17 protein-coding genes are annotated in these 16,180 nt (G+C 65.8%); 6 read left to right on the top strand and 11 right to left on the bottom strand.

What is annotated here, in order from left to right; translation table 11 throughout:
* Positions 1–55 precede the first annotated feature (55 nt).
* Positions 56–1,159 (top strand): heat-inducible transcriptional repressor HrcA, encoded by a 1,104-nt coding sequence (gene hrcA / locus ACO07I_RS15830; RefSeq protein ID WP_422009245.1) that lies wholly within the window; start codon positions 56–58, stop codon positions 1,157–1,159.
* Between the two features lie 111 nt (positions 1,160–1,270).
* Here hrcA and ACO07I_RS15825 read toward each other — a convergent pair whose 3' ends face one another.
* From ACO07I_RS15825 to ACO07I_RS15795, 7 genes are read right to left on the bottom strand one after another with little or no spacing between them, the layout of a single operon-like run.
* Entirely contained in the window at positions 1,271–1,882 is a 612-nt protein-coding gene (locus ACO07I_RS15825) for a L,D-transpeptidase family protein (RefSeq protein ID WP_422009243.1), read from the bottom strand.
* Between the two features lie 56 nt (positions 1,883–1,938).
* Positions 1,939–2,784: an ABC transporter permease gene (locus tag ACO07I_RS15820; protein ID WP_422009241.1), complete on the bottom strand. Its 846-nt coding sequence runs from the start codon at positions 2,782–2,784 to the stop codon at positions 1,939–1,941.
* A 16-nt stretch (positions 2,785–2,800) separates the two neighbouring features.
* Positions 2,801–3,772 carry an ABC transporter permease gene (locus ACO07I_RS15815; RefSeq protein WP_422009239.1) on the bottom strand — a complete coding sequence of 324 codons (972 nt, stop codon included), beginning with the start codon at positions 3,770–3,772 and terminating at the stop codon, positions 2,801–2,803.
* Positions 3,773–3,775: 3 nt separating this feature from the next.
* A complete protein-coding gene (locus ACO07I_RS15810) occupies positions 3,776–5,395 on the bottom strand; it encodes an ABC transporter substrate-binding protein (protein WP_422009237.1) in 1,620 nt (539 codons plus the stop codon).
* Between the two features lie 36 nt (positions 5,396–5,431).
* Complete coding sequence (locus tag ACO07I_RS15805; protein WP_422009235.1) at positions 5,432–6,436, bottom strand: ABC transporter ATP-binding protein; 1,005 nt, start codon at positions 6,434–6,436, stop codon at positions 5,432–5,434.
* A complete protein-coding gene (locus ACO07I_RS15800) occupies positions 6,426–7,406 on the bottom strand; it encodes an ABC transporter ATP-binding protein (protein WP_422009233.1) in 981 nt (326 codons plus the stop codon). Before ACO07I_RS15800 ends, ACO07I_RS15805 begins: the two co-directional genes overlap by 11 nt.
* Positions 7,407–7,449: 43 nt before the next feature.
* Positions 7,450–7,839, bottom strand: a complete 390-nt coding sequence (locus tag ACO07I_RS15795; RefSeq protein ID WP_422009231.1) for a VOC family protein — start codon at positions 7,837–7,839, stop codon at positions 7,450–7,452.
* An 85-nt stretch (positions 7,840–7,924) separates the two neighbouring features.
* On the opposite strand from ACO07I_RS15795, the gene ACO07I_RS15790 reads away from it, so the two are divergent.
* The 3 genes from ACO07I_RS15790 to ACO07I_RS15780 all read left to right on the top strand — a co-directional run bounded on the left by ACO07I_RS15790 (position 7,925) and on the right by ACO07I_RS15780 (position 10,207).
* The gene (locus tag ACO07I_RS15790) at positions 7,925–8,629 is read left to right on the top strand and encodes a GntR family transcriptional regulator (protein ID WP_422009229.1); all 705 of its coding nucleotides are present in this window, start codon (positions 7,925–7,927) and stop codon (positions 8,627–8,629) included.
* Positions 8,630–8,663: 34 nt separating this feature from the next.
* Positions 8,664–9,365, top strand: coding sequence for a fumarylacetoacetate hydrolase family protein (locus ACO07I_RS15785; RefSeq protein ID WP_422009228.1), 702 nt, complete (start codon positions 8,664–8,666; stop codon positions 9,363–9,365).
* Positions 9,366–9,487: 122 nt separating this feature from the next.
* Positions 9,488–10,207 carry an FkbM family methyltransferase gene (locus ACO07I_RS15780; protein WP_422009226.1) on the top strand — a complete coding sequence of 240 codons (720 nt, stop codon included), beginning with the start codon at positions 9,488–9,490 and terminating at the stop codon, positions 10,205–10,207.
* Positions 10,208–10,276: 69 nt separating this feature from the next.
* Here ACO07I_RS15780 and ACO07I_RS15775 read toward each other — a convergent pair whose 3' ends face one another.
* A complete protein-coding gene (locus tag ACO07I_RS15775) occupies positions 10,277–11,221 on the bottom strand; it encodes a neutral zinc metallopeptidase (RefSeq protein ID WP_422009224.1) in 945 nt (314 codons plus the stop codon).
* A gap of 65 nt (positions 11,222–11,286) precedes the next feature.
* Between ACO07I_RS15775 and ACO07I_RS15770 the strand changes: the two genes are divergently transcribed.
* Together ACO07I_RS15770 and ACO07I_RS15765 are read left to right on the top strand one after the other, a co-directional pair.
* Complete coding sequence (locus ACO07I_RS15770) at positions 11,287–12,108, top strand: exodeoxyribonuclease III (RefSeq protein WP_422009222.1); 822 nt, start codon at positions 11,287–11,289, stop codon at positions 12,106–12,108.
* Positions 12,109–12,120: 12 nt separating this feature from the next.
* Complete coding sequence (locus ACO07I_RS15765) at positions 12,121–12,363, top strand: GlsB/YeaQ/YmgE family stress response membrane protein (RefSeq protein WP_422009220.1); 243 nt, start codon at positions 12,121–12,123, stop codon at positions 12,361–12,363.
* Here ACO07I_RS15765 and ACO07I_RS15760 read toward each other — a convergent pair.
* From ACO07I_RS15760 to ACO07I_RS15750, 3 genes are read right to left on the bottom strand one after another with little or no spacing between them, the layout of a single operon-like run.
* On the bottom strand, positions 12,360–12,848 hold the full coding sequence (locus ACO07I_RS15760; RefSeq protein ID WP_422009218.1) for a class I SAM-dependent methyltransferase: 489 nt from the start codon (positions 12,846–12,848) through the stop codon (positions 12,360–12,362). The two genes, ACO07I_RS15765 and ACO07I_RS15760, sit on opposite strands and share 4 nt — an antisense overlap.
* Positions 12,849–12,874: 26 nt before the next feature.
* Positions 12,875–13,324, bottom strand: a complete 450-nt coding sequence (locus tag ACO07I_RS15755; protein ID WP_422009216.1) for a cyclic nucleotide-binding domain-containing protein — start codon at positions 13,322–13,324, stop codon at positions 12,875–12,877.
* Between the two features lie 20 nt (positions 13,325–13,344).
* Positions 13,345–16,065, bottom strand: coding sequence for an ABC transporter transmembrane domain-containing protein (locus ACO07I_RS15750; protein ID WP_422009214.1), 2,721 nt, complete (start codon positions 16,063–16,065; stop codon positions 13,345–13,347).
* Between the last annotated feature and the right edge of the window lie 115 nt (positions 16,066–16,180).

The raw sequence follows: 16,180 nt of genomic DNA, 5'->3' as shown, positions 1-16,180 counted from the left end.
GGTGTTCGGGCCGGCGTTCATTGACCACCCTGCCCACACTACCTACATTTTTTCCATGGCGATCCACCGCATCGGCATCTCCGGGGGCGCCCTTGCCGAGCCCCCCACAGGTCAGCGTGCCGCCTCCGTGGCGGAACTCAACGATCGCGCGCGCGAGGTGCTGCGCCACGTGGTGGAAGGCTATGTCGAGACCGGCGAGCCGGTCGGCTCGCGCGCGCTGACGCGCAAGCTCACCGAGACGCTGTCGCCGGCCACCATTCGCAACATCATGGCCGACCTCCAGGATGCCGGGCTGCTCTATGCCCCGCATACCTCGGCGGGGCGCCTGCCGACCGACGCCGGGCTGAAACTGTTCGTGAACGGCCTGCTCGAGGTCGGCAACGTCTCCGAGGAGGAGCGCGAGTCGATCGAGGCGCGCTGCGCCACCTCGGGCCGCACCGTGACCGAGGCGCTGGAGCAGGCGACGGCGATGCTGTCGGGCCTGTCGCGCTGCGCCGGCCTCGTGATGGCGCCCAAGACCGAGCAGCCGCTGAAGCACATCGAGTTCGTCAATCTCGGCCCCGGCCGTGCGCTGGTCGTGACGGTGACGCAGTCGGGTCATGTCGAGAACCGCGTCATCGACACGCCCATCGGCATGCCGCCGTCGGCGCTGACCGAGGCCAGCAACTATCTCAATGCGCGGCTGAGCGGACGCACCTTCGACGAGGCGCGGCGGCTGATCCTCGAGGACATCAAGCTGAAGCGCGCCGAGCTGAACGACCTCACCGCGCGCGTGATCGAATCCGGTCTCGCGACCTGGTCCGGCGAGCCGGGCGGCGGGTCGCTGATCGTGCGCGGCCAGGCCCGCCTGCTCGAGGACATCACGGCGATCGAGGATCTGGAGCGCGTGCGCATCCTGTTCGATGCGCTGGAGCGTGGGGAGAGCTTCGTGCGCCTGCTCGAACTCGCCAACACCGCGTCGGGCGTTCAGATCTTCATCGGCGCCGACAATCCGCTGTTCGCCAACACCGGCTGCTCGATGGTGGTGGCGCCGTTCCGCGACTCCCAGGAACGCATCCTGGGCGCCATCGGCGTGATCGGCCCGACCCGCCTCAACTACGCGCGCATCATCCCGCTCGTCGACTACACCGCCCGCGCCATCGGGCGGATGGTCGGTTAGGGCGCGTCGCGACGCGCCCGGCGGGCGGCAGCGCCTTCTCGCGTTTTCGCCGACTTCGGCGAAAACGCTGTGCCGCGAGAGCCGCACAGTAGTTGTGAGTAGGACGAACGCTCACCAGTCCTTTTCGTCGAAATCCTCGAACTGCTTCGCGCGCGCGTCCTCTTCGGAGGGCGGCGGGGCTTCCTCGGCGGCCGAATGCGACAGCACGCGCAGGCGGGTCTCGCGGGTCAAGAGCGGCAGCAGCTCCAGGAGATCGTTGCGGGCAAAGGCCACGCAGCCCTGTGTCCCGGCATAGTCGTCGCGCGCGATGTGGAGGAAGATGGCGCTGCCCCATTCGCCTTCCGGCGGATCGTCGTTGTAGCCGACCACGACGACGAGATCGTACAGCCCGTCGTCGCGCCACATCTTCTCGGCGCCCCACTCGTTGGGGATATGGACCAGCCGGTTGTAGCTGGGTGAGCGCGGGTCGTCGCACCAGCCGTCATGCTCGCTGATCGGCCGCGCCGGCAGGGCGACTTTGGGGAGGACCACCAGGTCGTTGCGGTAGTAGATGCGACGCAGCGGGAATTCGCCGACCGGCGTCGCCGAATCGCCTTCGACCTTGTCTTCGCGCACGCCACCCGCGCCCACGCAGCAACGCCAGCGCCGCTCGCCCAGGGTGGCCCAGCCCAGCGAGCCTTCGGCCGTGTCAGCCTGCACGATCAGGACATTCTCGTCGGTCATGTTCTGGAACTCCGGTGGCCTTCATAGAGGTTCGGCCGCCGGGGCGAAAGCGACGGTTAGGTCCGCAGTCGAGGATTGAGCGCGTCGTTCAGCCCGTCGCCCATCAGGTTCAGAGCGAGGGTCGTCGCGAACAGGGCAAGGCCGGGGAAGGCCGCCATCCACCAGGCCCGATTGAAGTATTCCTGTGCGTTGTGGAGCATGATTCCCCAGCTCATCGCGTCGGGATCGCCCAGCCCGAGGAAGCTCAGGCTGGCTTCGAGCAGGATGGCGCCCGAAATCTGCAGGCTGGCGTTGACGATGATGGGCGGCAGCGCGTTGGGCAGGATCTCGCGCACGATCAGGTCGAAGTCAGACATGCCGAGCGCGCGCGCGGCATCGACGAACTCGCGCTTGCGCAGGGACAGGAACTCGGCGCGCAACAACCGCGCCGTCACCGGCCAGGTCAGGATGCCGATCACGAAGACGATGTTCCAGATGCTGGAGCCGAACAGCGCCACCACGATGATCGCGAGGAAGAACTGCGGCAGGATCTGGAACATCTCGGTGACGCGCATCAGCACATTGTCGGTCCGTCCGCCGAAATAGCCGGCGATGGCGCCGACCGTGAGTCCGATGGCGTTGGAGGTGAGCACGGCGCAGAGACCGACGATGAGGGACGTGCGCGTGCCCAGGATCATGTTGCTCAGCACGTCGCTGCCCAGGCTGTCCGTGCCCAGAATGTGCCCCGCGCCCGGGGGCTGGAACGACGGGCCCATATCCATCGTGCCGTACGGCGCCAGCAGCGGCGCGCCCGCCGCGACGACGGCGAACAGGACCGCGCCGGCCAGTCCGAACAGGGCCGTCTTCTTGCGCCGGAAGCGCAGCCAGACCTGGCGGGACGGGCGGACTCGTGCGGGCACCATGGCGGCCGGCCCTTCCCTATTGATAGCGGATGCGGGGATCGAGGAGGGCATAGAGCAGGTCTGTCACGAGGTTCCCGATCGCCACCAGCAGGGAGATGAAGATGAACATCCCCATGAGCAGCGGATAGTCGCGCGCATTGATGGCGTCGAAGGTCAGCCGGCCGAGGCCCGGCCAGGCGAAGACGGTTTCGGTCAGCACCGCACCGGCGATGAGCGCGCGGAATTCCAGGCCGATCACCGTGACGACCGGCAGCAGCGCGTTGCGCAGCGCATGCTTGACCATCACCGTGTTCTCGGAGAGGCCCTTTGAACGCGCGACCTTGATGTATTCCTGCCCGACCACCTCGAGCAGGCTGCCGCGCGTCAGGCGCAGGATCAGGGCGAGGTTGTAGAGTGTGAGGGTCGCCACCGGCAGGATCATGTGCCGGGCGACATCGAGCACGTGGTCGAAGCCCGTGTAACCGGCGCGCAGGTTGACCATGCCCTGGATCGGCAGCCAGTCGAGATAGTAGCCGAAGCCCAGGATCAGAAGCTGGCCCAGCCAGAAGACCGGAATGGCGAAGCTTGCCAGCGAAAAGACCGTGATCGTGTTGTCGAGCAGCGAATTGGGCCGCCGCGCCGAGAGCACGCCCAGCGTTATGCCCAGCGAGATGGAGAAGACGAGCTGGCTGGCCATCAGCAGCAGGGTCGCCGGCAGCCGGTCCAGGATCAGCTCGAGCACGGGCGTGCTCGACACGAACGAATAGCCGAGGTTGCCGGTCGCCACCTGGCCGAGATAGCGCAGCAGCTGGATGTAGAGCGGACGGTCCAGCCCCATGTCGGCCGTGAGGCGCGCGATCATCTCCTTGTCGGCGCCGGATTCGCCGATGATGTAGTCGACCGGATTGCCCGGCGCGAGATGCACCAGGACGAAGACGATGGTCACTGCGCCCAGCAGCAGCGGCACCGTGTAGAGCAGCCTCTGCAGCAGATAGAAGCCGACGGTCATGGGCTACTTGATCCAGCGTGTCTGGTCGAACGGGCCGTAGCCCGTGGGATCGCCCGGCAGGCCGGTGAGATTGGCGTTGAAGGCGACCGGGTAGTAGCGGTCCCACAACCAGAAATGCGGGACGTCCTCGGTCAGGATCTTGGTCGCCTCGTGATAGAGGGCGACGCGCTTCTTCTCGTCGAGCTCCTGTCCCGCGGTGGCGAACAGCTCGTCGATCTTGGGATTGCAGTAGCCCGAGGCGTTGCGGCCGGGAATCTTCTCGATGCGCTTGCAGATGTAGAAGGTCTCGGCGCCGATCGCCGGGTCGGGGCCCGTGGCATAGGTCCCCATCGTGAGGTCGAAGTCCCAGTTGCGGAACGCCGAATCGCGCCAAGCCGAGGGGTCCATGCCCATGACCTTGAGGTCGACGCCGATCTTGGCGAAGTAGGTGCGCATCAGCCGCGCCACGTTGTTCAGCGGTCCCTCGGACTGCGAGAAGCTGACGCGCAGCGAAAAGCGGTTACCGGATGCGCCGCGCGGGAAGCCTGCCTCGTCGAGCATCTTCTCGGCACGCGCGGGATCGTAGGGGTAGGTGCGGCCATCGGCGGTGTAGAAGATCGGCTGTTCCGACGAGATCGGTCCCGCCGACACCTTGCCGAAACCGAAGCCCGCCTTGGCCAGCATCTCGTCGCGGTTCATCGCATAGAACAGCGCCTGTCGGACTTCCTTCTTGTTCAGCGGCGCGTTGCGCGTGTTGATGAAGACCATGTACTCGCCGGCGATCTGGCGCTTGGCGATCGCGATCTTCACCTTCGGGTTGCCTCTCAGCCGCTCCACCTCGGCCAGCGACATCGAGTAATAGGGAATGAAGTCGATATCGCCCTTCTCCAGCGCGAGCGCCCGCGCCGCCTCGTTGGGAATGACCTGGAACACCAGCCGGTCGAGATACGGGCGGTTCTCGAGGTGGAACTTCGGGTTGCGCACGAACGTGACGTGGCTGCCCTTGCGGTATTCCTGGAACACGAACGGACCGGTGCCCACCGGCTTGAGGTTCGCCGGATTCTTCCGAGGGTCCTCGCCGGTGTCGAAGATGTGCTTGGGGATGATCGTCGAGCTGTTGAAATAAGCGAGGCCGCGCAAGAGTGGCGGATAGGGGTACTTGAGCTTGAAGACGGCGGTGTGCTTGTCGGTCGCCGTCATCGATTCGACGGCCTCGAACAGGCCTGAGGCCGGGCCGTTGTACTTGCGGTTGACGTTCCACAGTCCCCAGGTCACGTCCTCCGCGGTGAAAGGCTTGCCGTCGTGCCAGGTGACGTTCTCGAAGAAGCGGAACGTGTAGGTCAGGCCGTCCGGCGAGATCTCCCACTGCTTCGCGAGATAGGGCCGCACGTTGCCGTCGTCGTCGAGACGGACGATCGTGCTGTAGACCTGTCCGCACATGTTGCTCGACGAGATATCGGTCGTGATCGACGAGTTGATGACCTCGACGTCGCCCGGCAGCGCGACGACCATGGTGCCGCCCTTCTTGCCAGCCTGGGCCTGCGCCTCACCGAGCACGGCCGACGTTGCACCGGCGCCCACGGCGGCAAGGCCGAACATCGCAAGGATCTGGCGTCTCGAGGCGGGCAGGCGGTGCGACGTCATCGTTATCTCCTCCGATAGGGGGCGGGACACGGCATGTCAGGCGGTCGCGGCGGGCGTCGTCGCCGAGGCGTGGAGCGGGAAGTGACAGGCAACCGCGCGTTCCGGCGTGATGTCCTGCAGCGGCGGCGTTTCGCGTGTGCAGACGTCCTGCCGGTAGGGGCAGCGCGGATGGAAGGCGCATCCCAAGGGCGGGCGCAGGGGCGACGGCGGGTCTCCCGCCAGGATGATGCGCTTGGTGGCGTTGGCCACGCTCGCCCGCGGCACGGCCGACAGCAGCGCTTCCGTGTAGGGATGCGCGGGCGCCGCGAACAGCGCACCGGTCGGCGCCAGCTCGACGATCTTGCCGAGATACATGACGCCGACGCGATTGCTGACGTGACGCACCACGCCCAGATTATGCGAGATGAAGACGTAGGTGAGGCCGAGGCGGCGCTGCAGCGACACCAGCAGATTGAGGATCTGCGCCTGGATCGAGACGTCGAGCGCCGAGACGGCTTCGTCCGCGACGATGAACTTCGGATCGAGGGCGAGCGCCCGGGCGATGCCGATGCGCTGGCGCTGGCCGCCGCTGAACTCGTGCGGGAAGCGGTCATAGTGCTCGGGCCGCAACCCGACAAGCGCGAGCAGCTCCTCGACCTTGCGCCGCCGTGCGGCGCCCTTGTGCAGGCCGTGCACGCGGAAGGCCTCACCGATGATTCCGCCGACGGCCTTGCGCGGATTGAGCGACGAATAGGGATCCTGGAAGATGATCTGCATGTCCCGGCGCAGCCGGCGCATGGCCGGCTTGTCGAGGGTCAGGAGATCCTGCCCGTCGAACACGATGCGGCCGCTCGTCGGCTCCTCGAGCCTGAGCAGGCAGCGGCCGAGCGTGCTCTTGCCGCAACCGGATTCGCCCACCAGCCCCAGCGTCTCGCCCTTGCGTACGCTGAGGCTCACGCCGTCGACCGCCTTGACGGAATCGCTGCTGCGGTTGAACAGCCGCCCGCGCACGGGGAAGTGCTTCTTCAGTCCTTCGATCTCGAGTAGCGCGCTAGGGGACATGGAGCCAGCACCTCACATCGTGCGTGGTTCCGACCGCGGCGAGCGGCGGCTCTTCGAGACGGCAGCGCTCATGGACCTTGGGACAGCGATCCTGGAAGGCACAGCCGACCGGGAGGTCGTGGACATTCGGCACCATGCCGGCAATGGCCGGCAGCATCCTGTCCGGAGGCGGCGGCTCGTCCATGCGCGGGATCGAGGCCATCAGCCCTTCGGTATAGGGATGCAGCGGATGCTCGAAGAGCGAGGCGACGTCGGCGTGCTCGACGATCTGGCCGGCGTACATGACGGCGACGCGCTGGGCCATCTCCGCCACGACGCCGAGGTCGTGGGTGATGAGCAGGATCGAGACGCCGGAGTCGCGCTGCAGCGCGCGCATCAGGTCGAGAATCTGCGCCTGGATGGTGACGTCGAGCGCCGTCGTCGGTTCATCGGCGACCAGAAGCCGGGGTCCGCAGGCGAGCGCGATGGCGATCATGACCCGCTGGCGCATGCCGCCGGAAAGCTCGTGGGGGAATTGCGTGATGCGCCGGGCCGGATCGGCGATCCCGACCTTGGCCAGCATATCCGTCGCGTAGGCCAGGGCCTCGCGCGGCGGCAACCCGCGATGCAGCCGTACAACCTCGGCAATCTGTTCGCCGATCCTGATGACGGGATTGAGCGAGGTCATCGGCTCCTGGAAGATCATGGAGATGCTGTTGCCACGAATGCGGCGCATCTCCTCTTCCCCGACCGAGGCAAGATCCGTTCCCTCGAAGACGATCCGGCCCTGCACGATGCGGCCGGCCGGCTGCTGGATCAGGCGCAGGATCGACTGTGCCGTCACGCTCTTGCCCGACCCGGATTCGCCGACGAGGCCCAGCGTCTCGCCCCTGCCGATCGAAAGGTCCACGCCCCTGACCGACTTCGCGACCTTGTCGTCCGCGAAGAAGTAGGTGTGCAGACCCTCGATGTTCAGCAGGACGTCGTTCACGGGCGTCTCGTCGATCCAGGTTTCCGGGCGGGTTTACCGCCGTCTAGCTGCGGCCGGGCTCGGGCTCGCCGCGCTCGGCGTCGCTCAGCTGGAGGCGGTAGCCGTCCGGGTCGCGCAGAAGCGCGTTCTTGCGGCCGGTGGCGCGCGAGGGATGGACGTCCTTGTGGAACTTCACGCCCTTGGCGACGAGCTCGGCGTGGGTCTTGTCGATGTCCACGACCTTGAAGGAGATGTGGTTGATGCCGGGATTCTCCTCGGTCATGACCGAGTGAATCTCGAAAATCGGCTGGTTTTCTCCCGGAAGCTGGAGCTCCGCCGAGCCGCCATGATGGTCGGTCCAGGTCAGGAGCTTGAAGCCAAGCTTTTGATAAAACTCAACAAATTCCTTCACGTCATTCACGACGAGTTCGATGTGGTCGATGCCGACGATCATGCGCTGCTCCCTTTGACTGCAATTGCGTATTGTCGACAATCTAGAATTTACCAATTGGTGTCAATCGACTAGTGTGCCGCTCGACATGACTGCCCTGAAAATCGCCAAGCGGCCCTCCCTCGTCTCCCTCGTCTTCGACGAGTTGGAGCGCATGATCATGGATGGCACGCTGAAGCCCGGTGATCCGATCAACGAAAAGGCGTTGAGCGACACCAACGGGCTCAGTCGCGCACCCATCCGCGAAGCGTGCCGGCGGCTGGAACAGGCCGGCCTTGTCGAGATCATCACCAACCGCGGCGTCTTCGTGCGCAAGATCTCGCGGCGCTCAGCCGAGGAGCTGTGCGAGATCAAGCTCGTGCTGAACCGGCACATCAACAAGCTCATCATGGAGCGGATAAACCCTGCGCAGATCGCGGCTTTGCGGGCGCTTGTGGCGAAGATCGAACAACAGGCCGAATTCGGAAACCTGTCGCGCTACTACGCGCTGAACGAGGAGTTCCATCACAGCCTGATCGACATCGCCGGCAACGCCCGCTTGTCGGAGATCTACAAGAGCCTGAACAAGGAGCTGAACCTGTTCCGCTGGCGAGCCTTCCGCGAGGCGCCGGCGCTGGAAGACTCCATGTCGGCGCACCAGGAAATCATCAACGCGCTGGCCGCCGGCGACGGCGAGACGTTCTGCCGGGTCGTCGAAGAGCATCTCGTCGCGACAAATCGCCGAATCCTGTCGCGGGATCTCGACGACGATGTGCCGGAGGCTTCGCCACGCCGCATCGCGGCCACGGGCTAGAGCAATCAACGATTTCAATCGGGAGAAGAATGAGATGGCTTATGTCGTAACCCCGCCGGCCACCGTCGGCGTGCCGGTCAATGGAACCGGCGACCTGTTCCCGGTCCGGCGCATCTTCTGCGTCGGCCGCAACTACGCGGCCCATGCCCGCGAGATGGGACACGATCCCGACCGCGAGCCGCCGTTCTTCTTCACCAAGCCGGCCGACGCAATCGTGATCTGCGCCGACCCGAAGAATCCCACCAAGGTCGCCTATCCGCCCGCCACCAAGAATCTGCATCACGAGATGGAACTGGTCGTGGCGATGAAGTCGGGCGGCAGCGACATCCCGGTCGAGAAGGCGCTGGACCACGTCTACGGCTACGGCGTCGGCCTCGACATGACGCGGCGCGACCTGCAGAACCAAGCCAAGGACATGGGCCGCCCGTGGGACATGGGCAAGGGCTTCGACCAGTCCGCGCCGATCGGCGAGATCTATCCGGCCGCGAAGATCGGCCATCCGTCGAAGGGCACCATCCAGCTCGACGTGAACGGCAAGACCCGCCAGAAGTCCGATCTCAACGCGCTGATCTGGAGCGTGCCCGAGACGATTTCCTACCTGTCGGGCCTCGTGACGTTGGCCGCCGGCGACCTGATCTACACCGGCACGCCCGATGGCGTCGCCGCCGTGGTCAAGGGCGACACGCTGTCGGGCTTCGTCGACGGCTGCGGCACGGTTACCTGCGTGCTGGTCTGACGGACCTCGGAGCACGACACGCACGCGGCCGCTCCAGACGCGGCGGCGATCGGTTTGCGGCCTGACACGGTAAGGGAGAGGTCATGTCGCAGAGATCGCGGTGGATGCAGTCCGCACGAGGCATGCTGAGGAGGACCCTCGGCATCGACATCGTCGGAGTCGGGAATACAACGACGTTCCAGCACCACCTTGCGCAGCTGCTTGAGCGAAACCGTATCGACCTGGTTCTCGATGTCGGTGCCAACGACGGGCAGTTCGCGTCGAGGCTGCGCGCGATCGGATACAGCGGCCGCATCTGTTCGTTCGAGCCGGTCTCGAAATGCTATGCGACGCTTGCGGCAAGCGCTGCCCGGGATTCGAAATGGTCGGTCTACAAGACGGCCATGGGGCGCGCGCCCGGGACCGCCACGATCAACATCTTCGAGGCCAGCGATTTATCCTCCTTCCTGAAACCGAACGCCTTTGGCCCGTCGGCCTTCGAGAAGATGAAGATCGAGGCGTCGGAAGAGGTTCCGGTGCAGACCCTGGATGCGTTCATGAAGGAGCATGTCGCCCCCGAGGCGCGTGTGTTCCTCAAGATGGATACGCAAGGGTTCGATCTCGAGGTCTTCGCCGGATTGCAGGACAGGATCGGGCAGGTCGCGGGGATCGTATCCGAACTCTCGCTCACGCCGATCTACGAGGGCATGCCAGACTTCCTGCAGGCGCTCGCCGAGTTCCGGCGCCGGGGATTCTCGGTGAGCGGCATGTTTCCGGTCAACCGCGCCGCCGACCTGTCCCTGATCGAGATGGACTGCTGCTTCGTGAGGACGCGGCCTGCCGCGCCGGGGCAGGTGGAATAGGGTCCGCTCCGGCCACGCCCCAGCGGCGATCCTCGAGTTGGTGCCGGAGGCCCTGGTCGTGGACGGTTGCTAGAGCTGTTGGGCCCGGAACGTGTCGCACTGGCGGGGATCGCCGGTTTCCAGCCCCTTGCGGAACCAGCGCGCGCGTTGCGCACTGGTGCCGTGGGTGAAGCTGTCGGGCACGACGCGGCCCTGGCTCTGCTTCTGCAGCGCGTCGTCGCCGATCGCGCTCGCGGCGGCCAGGGCCTGATCCACGTCCTTGTCGTCGATCATCTTGCCGCCGCGCTGCCTGTCGGCGCGGTTGGCCCACACGCCGGCGAAGCAATCGGCCTGGAGCTCGGTGCGTACCGACAGCGCGTTGCCGTCGCGCTTGCTCATGCTCTGGCGCATCTGCTGCACCTTGGCTGAGATGCCGAGCTGGTTCTGCACGTGATGGCCGATCTCGTGGGCGATCACATAGGCCTGCGGGAACTGGCCGGGTGCCTTGAAGCGCCGCGCCAGCTCGTCGAAGAAGCCGAGGTCGAGATAGACGCGCTGGTCGGCCGGACAATAGAACGGACCCATCGCCGCCTGGCCGACGCCGCATTCGGTGCGCGTGGCGTCGCGGAACAGGACCAGCTTGGGGTCGCGATACTGGCGGCCCATACCCTGAAAGATCTCGTGCCAGACATCCTCGGTGCTCTTCAGCACGCGCGACACGAACTGGGTCTGGGCGTCGCTGGCCGGCGCGGGCGCGCCCGGCGTGCGGCTGGCGGACGGGGAAGGAGGCGCCGGCGCGTAGCTCGAGGTGCCGCCCCCGCCGCCCGCGATGTCGCTCAGGATGGCGCCCGGATCGGCGCCCATGATCATGGCGATGACGACGAACGCCACCAGGCCGAAGCCGCCCTTGAACAGGCCGCCGCCGCCGCCGCCCATCGGAATGGGAAAGCCGCCGCCGCCGAATCCACCGCCGCCGATCCCGCCGTCGCCGCGGCGATCTTCGATGTTGTTGCTCTGATCGCCATCCATCTGCATGGCTAGGTCTCCTTGGCGCAATGTCCCCGGCGAGATCGTCTCCGGATCGTCTATAATGCCCGGCGATGAGTCTCACCATTGCGACCTGGAACATAAACTCGGTCCGGCTGCGGATCGGAAACGTCGAACGGTACCTGAAGTTGCGCCAGCCCGATGTGCTGTGCCTGCAGGAGACCAAGTGCCCGGACGAGTTCTTCCCGCACGACGCCTTCGAGCGCATGGGCTACACCCATCGCTTCGTGCAGGGCATGAAGGCCTATAACGGCGTGGCGATCCTCTCGAAGGTGCCGTTCGTCGCCGGCACCATCCACCATCGCTGCGGCAAGGAGGATTGCCGGCACATCGAGGTGGCGCTCGATGTCGGCGGCGATCCGATCCTGCTCGACAATCTCTACATCCCCGCGGGCGGCGACATTCCCGACCCCGACCTGAACGTGAAGTTCGCGCACAAGCTCGACTTCTATCGCGAGATGGCCGCCTGGTACGCCGAGCGCAAGCCCGGGCCGCGCGCCCGCAAGGGCCTGCGCCGCATCACCGTGGGCGATCTCAACGTGGCGCCGCTGGAGCACGACGTGTGGAGCCACAAGCAGCTCCTGAAGATCGTCTCGCACACGCCAGTCGAAGTCGAATTGTTCGGCAAGCTCCAGGCCTCGCTCGACTGGATCGACGTGCCGCGCCGGTTCGTGGCCCCCGATCAGAAGCTCTATTCATGGTGGAGCTATCGCAACAACGACTGGCGTGTTTCCAACCGCGGCCGCCGGCTCGATCACATCCTGGCCAGCCCCGCCCTTGCCGGGGCGATCCGCAGCCACCACATCGACGTCGATTTGCGCGACTGGGAAAAGGCTTCGGACCATGTGCCCGTGTCGGCGACGTTCGAGGTTTAGGGGAGAGATGGCATGACGATTCTGGGAATTCTGTTGATCGGCCTGGTGGTCGGTCTGATCGCGCGCTTCGTGACGCCCGGCCCCAATCCGCGCGGCATCATCGTCACCATCGTGATCGGTATCGTCGGCGCCGTCATCGCGACCTATGGCGGCCAGGCGCTCGGCCTTTATCAGGTCGGCGAACCTGCCGGCTTCTTCGGCTCGGTGCTCGGCGCCGTTGTCTTGCTGGTCCTGCTGCGGCTGATCGGCCGCTAACGCACACGATAGAGAAAGTACCGGTCCTTCGGCACGCCCGGAGGATCGGGCTGGCGCTGCCAGCGCGCGACGTCGAGCGCCTGGTTGGCCAGCACGTAGCCGCCCGACACGGCCAGCCGATCGAGGGCCGGTCCCAGCCATTTGCCCATCTCGACATTGGCCTGGTGATCGCCGGTGCCGAGATCGGTGTGGATCAGCGCGGCCGTCGGCCCGAGCTTTCGTGCGGCCTGGTCGATCGTCCGGTCGGCATCGCCGAGGAACAGCCGGTCGTCGGGCGGGACGCAGTCGGGATGGGCCGCCACCTTGCGCTCGAACACGAAGATCTCGCGGCCGGGAAACAGCTCGCGCAGGTGGTCGTAGGTGCGGCCGTTGCCCAGGCCGACTTCAAGGATCGGACCGGGCACGGCATCGATGGCGGGCTTCAGGAAATTCAGGCAGTCGCGCTGTGCCTGCATGCGCGCGATGAAACTGTCGAGACGACTCATGACGATGCAATGACTCTGAGGGGCGATCAGGCCGCCCTGGTGGCGGCGCGCAGTTTCTGGTTGGTGTCCTCGAGCCGGTGCGCCAGCTCGCGCATGATCTCGATCGCCATCTCCGGGAACTCCGCGACCAGGCGATAGAACATGTCCTTGGTGATCTTGAGCGTCGCCAGCGGCTCCTTGGCCTTGATGGTGGCGGTGCGCGGCACGTCGCACAGGATGGCGATCTCGCCGAAGAAGCTGTTGCGCTTCATCTCGGCCACCGAGATCTGGCCGCTCGGCGTGTCGATCAGCACGTCGGCGGTGCCGCCCAGGATCACGTACATCGTGTCGCCGGGATCGCCCTGGTGACAGACCTCCTGGCCGACGCCGAAATTCACCCGCTCGCTGGTGAAGGCCAGCAGCTTCAGCCTCGCCTGCTCGACCTTCGAGAAGATCGGCACACCCTTCAGCAGCTCTACCTCTTCGTTGAGGTTCATCGCGTCCTCCTCGATGCGCCCTACGCCGACGCCATCAGCTCGGTATAGAGCCCGCCTCTTGCCGCCAGCTCCGACGGCGATCCCTGGGCGACCACGCGGCCGCCCTGCATAACGACGATCTGCTCGAACGGCTCGGCCTGGTTGGGCCGGTTGGCGATCCAGAACACACCGGAGCCCCGCTCGGAAGCATCGGCCAGAATGTTGTCGCGAATGCGGTCCTGGGTGCGGCCGTCGAACATGGCCACCGCCTCGTTGACGACCACGAGCTGCGGCCGCTTGATCAGGGCGCGGGCGATTCCGAGCTTCTGGCGCTGGCTCGCCGGCAATCTCTTGCCGCCGACGCCGACATTGTACTCCAGGCCGACCTCGATCACCGAATCGCGCAGCCCGAGCTCGTCGAACACCTGGGCGATCAGATTGCCGATGCGTTCGCCGGCCTGCGCCTGGCCATAGACCAGGCGACCGAACAGGATGTTGTCCTGCAGGGTGGCGGCGCTGTTGTAACGCTCGAAATCGTAGAACTCGACGGCGTCGCGCAGGTTGGCCGGCAGGCCCTCGGCGAAGGCGCGGCGGGCGCCGAGGATCCGCTCCTCCATGGCCGCATCGATCAGGCCGAGGCGATGGCGCGCCTCGATGTAGCGGAACGGCAGCGTCATCAGGCGGATGCGATCGGCCTCGGGCACGGCCTCGATGCCCTTGCCGCCGAGACGCTGAAGCAGCAGGCGGACGTTCGGCAGCTCGTCGGCCGAGATGAAGCTGTACTGTTCGAACAACGGATTGTCGGGCGACAGGCCGGAGAACAGCTCGACCATGGTCTCGGCGATGCTGAGACCCATGCGCTGCAGGTCGACGTCGAGGCCGGTCTTTCGCAGCACCGACATCACGTAGGGATCGGCCGCGAGATTGTCGCCATCGAACTGCTTGCCCAGCGCGGTGCCGAACAGCAGGTTTTCGGCGACCGACAGGTTCTTGTTGTAGTGGTCGTCGTTGAACGGCTCGACCAGGCCGGCATAGGTGCCGTCCTGGAGATGCTCGTGCAGCGTATGCCGGGCCTTCAGGATCTTCTCGGCCAGGTCGGGCCGCAGCGCGGCGTCGACGGTGCCGCGCAGACCCAACGAATAGATGTCCTCGTCGAGCTCCACCTGCTTCAGTGTCCGCACCATGCAGGGCAGCAGATCGGCCGGGCCGGTGGCGCCGGCCAGTTCGTAGTCGACCCAGTCGGCATTCGGGTCGAAGGCCGGATTGCCGGCGCGCACGGATTCCTTCCAGAATGTCTCGCGCACGGCCTTCGTGGCCTCGTCATAGGTCGCCGGCGCCACGGGCCGCAGCTTCAGGCCGAACAGCAGGTTGTCGCGGACCGTCAGCGGGAAGAGGTAGGTGTCCTGGCCCACATAGGCGAGCCGCGCGCCGATCACGTACTCCGGCAGCTGGAAGAAATCCTTGCCGTCGACGCGGATCGATCCGCTGGTCGGCAGGATCTGGCGTGCGAGCACCTGGCCCAGCACGTCCTTGCCCGAACCCGAGCCGCCGATCACGGCCACGCGAGTGCTGGTCGACAGGGTGAGCGAGAGATTGTCGAGCTGCTTCACGCGGCCGTCCTCGGTCACGACCACCCCGACCAGTGCCAGCTCCTTGCCGAGCGGCGGCGGCGGCCCGTCGGGGATCGCCTGGAGCTCCGGCGGCATCATGCCCTCGGGCTGGAACTGGTCGATCACCTGCTCGTACTTGATCTGCACGTCCTGGCGTTGCTGGTCCCAGTCGATCAGCTCCTTGATCGGCGACGGCAGGTCCTTGTAGGCGAGCAGCACGCCGACCACGGCGCCGACGTCCATCTGGCCGGTGATCGCGAAGTAGCCGCCCACCAGGTAGATGGCGAAGGGCGTCGCCTGCGACAGGATGTTGTTCCAGAACTTGGCGACGAACTTCTTCTGGTAGAGGTCGAAGCGGATCTTGAAGATCAGGCCCAGCCGCTCGGAAATATCGGCGCGTTCGTAGTTGGCGGCGCCGTGGATGTGGATCTCATGCACGCCGTCGGCGGTCTCGGCGATGCGGCCGGCGAGCTGCCGGGCCGAGATCTGCCGCTGGCGACCCAGCACCAGCACGGGCTTCCTGAGGCGCGGGATGATCGACATCTGCACGGCGAGCAGCACGATCACGATGATCCCGAGCAGCCAGTTCTGCATCATGATGAAGATGATGGCCGTCAGCGCCTGGCCGCCCAGGAACATCGGCTGCACGAAGGCGTCGCCGATGAAGCCGCCCAACGGCTCGACCTCATCCTTCACCATGGTGGCGAGCTCGGCCTGCTTGACCTTGCGGAAGTGGGCCGGCGGGAAGCGCAGGATACGGTCGTAGAGTTCGTAGCGCAGGCGGCGCAGCATGCGCTCGCCCATGCGGCCCTTCTGGGTGTTGATCGTCTTCTTGAACAGGCCGTTGATAACGACGGCGCCCAGGAAGACGAAGCTCATCACCACGAGATACTGAAGCTGGTCGACCTGGAATCCGTCGAAGAAGCGGATGACCCGTCCCGGGAAGATGGCGGAGAGGTCCAGCTCCCAGACCAGGAAGGGGATGGTCTTGCTGTCCTTGAACGCGTTGCCCTGGATGCCGTTGTTGATGACCGATTTCGGCACCGTCAGCGACATGAAGTAGAAAACCTGGGCCAGGACCACCAGCAGCAGAATAACGATCTGTTCGGGCCGACTGTGCCGCCAGATGTAGGAGAAGAGGCTGCGTTCCATGAATCCTGCGCCGAGGCGATCTAGCCTCCCCCTATAGGCGATCAGTGCGTTGATTACATTAGGTATTTGCCGGGTTGACGCACCCGGGTTCGCGGCGGGCCCGGCTTGTGGCATA

The sequence above is a fragment of the Reyranella sp. genome (genome assembly GCF_965227665.1).
Taxonomy (GTDB): domain Bacteria; phylum Pseudomonadota; class Alphaproteobacteria; order Reyranellales; family Reyranellaceae; genus Reyranella.
The sequence above is the reverse complement of the archived record's forward strand: the minus strand, read 5'-3'. Positions and strand labels throughout refer to the sequence as shown.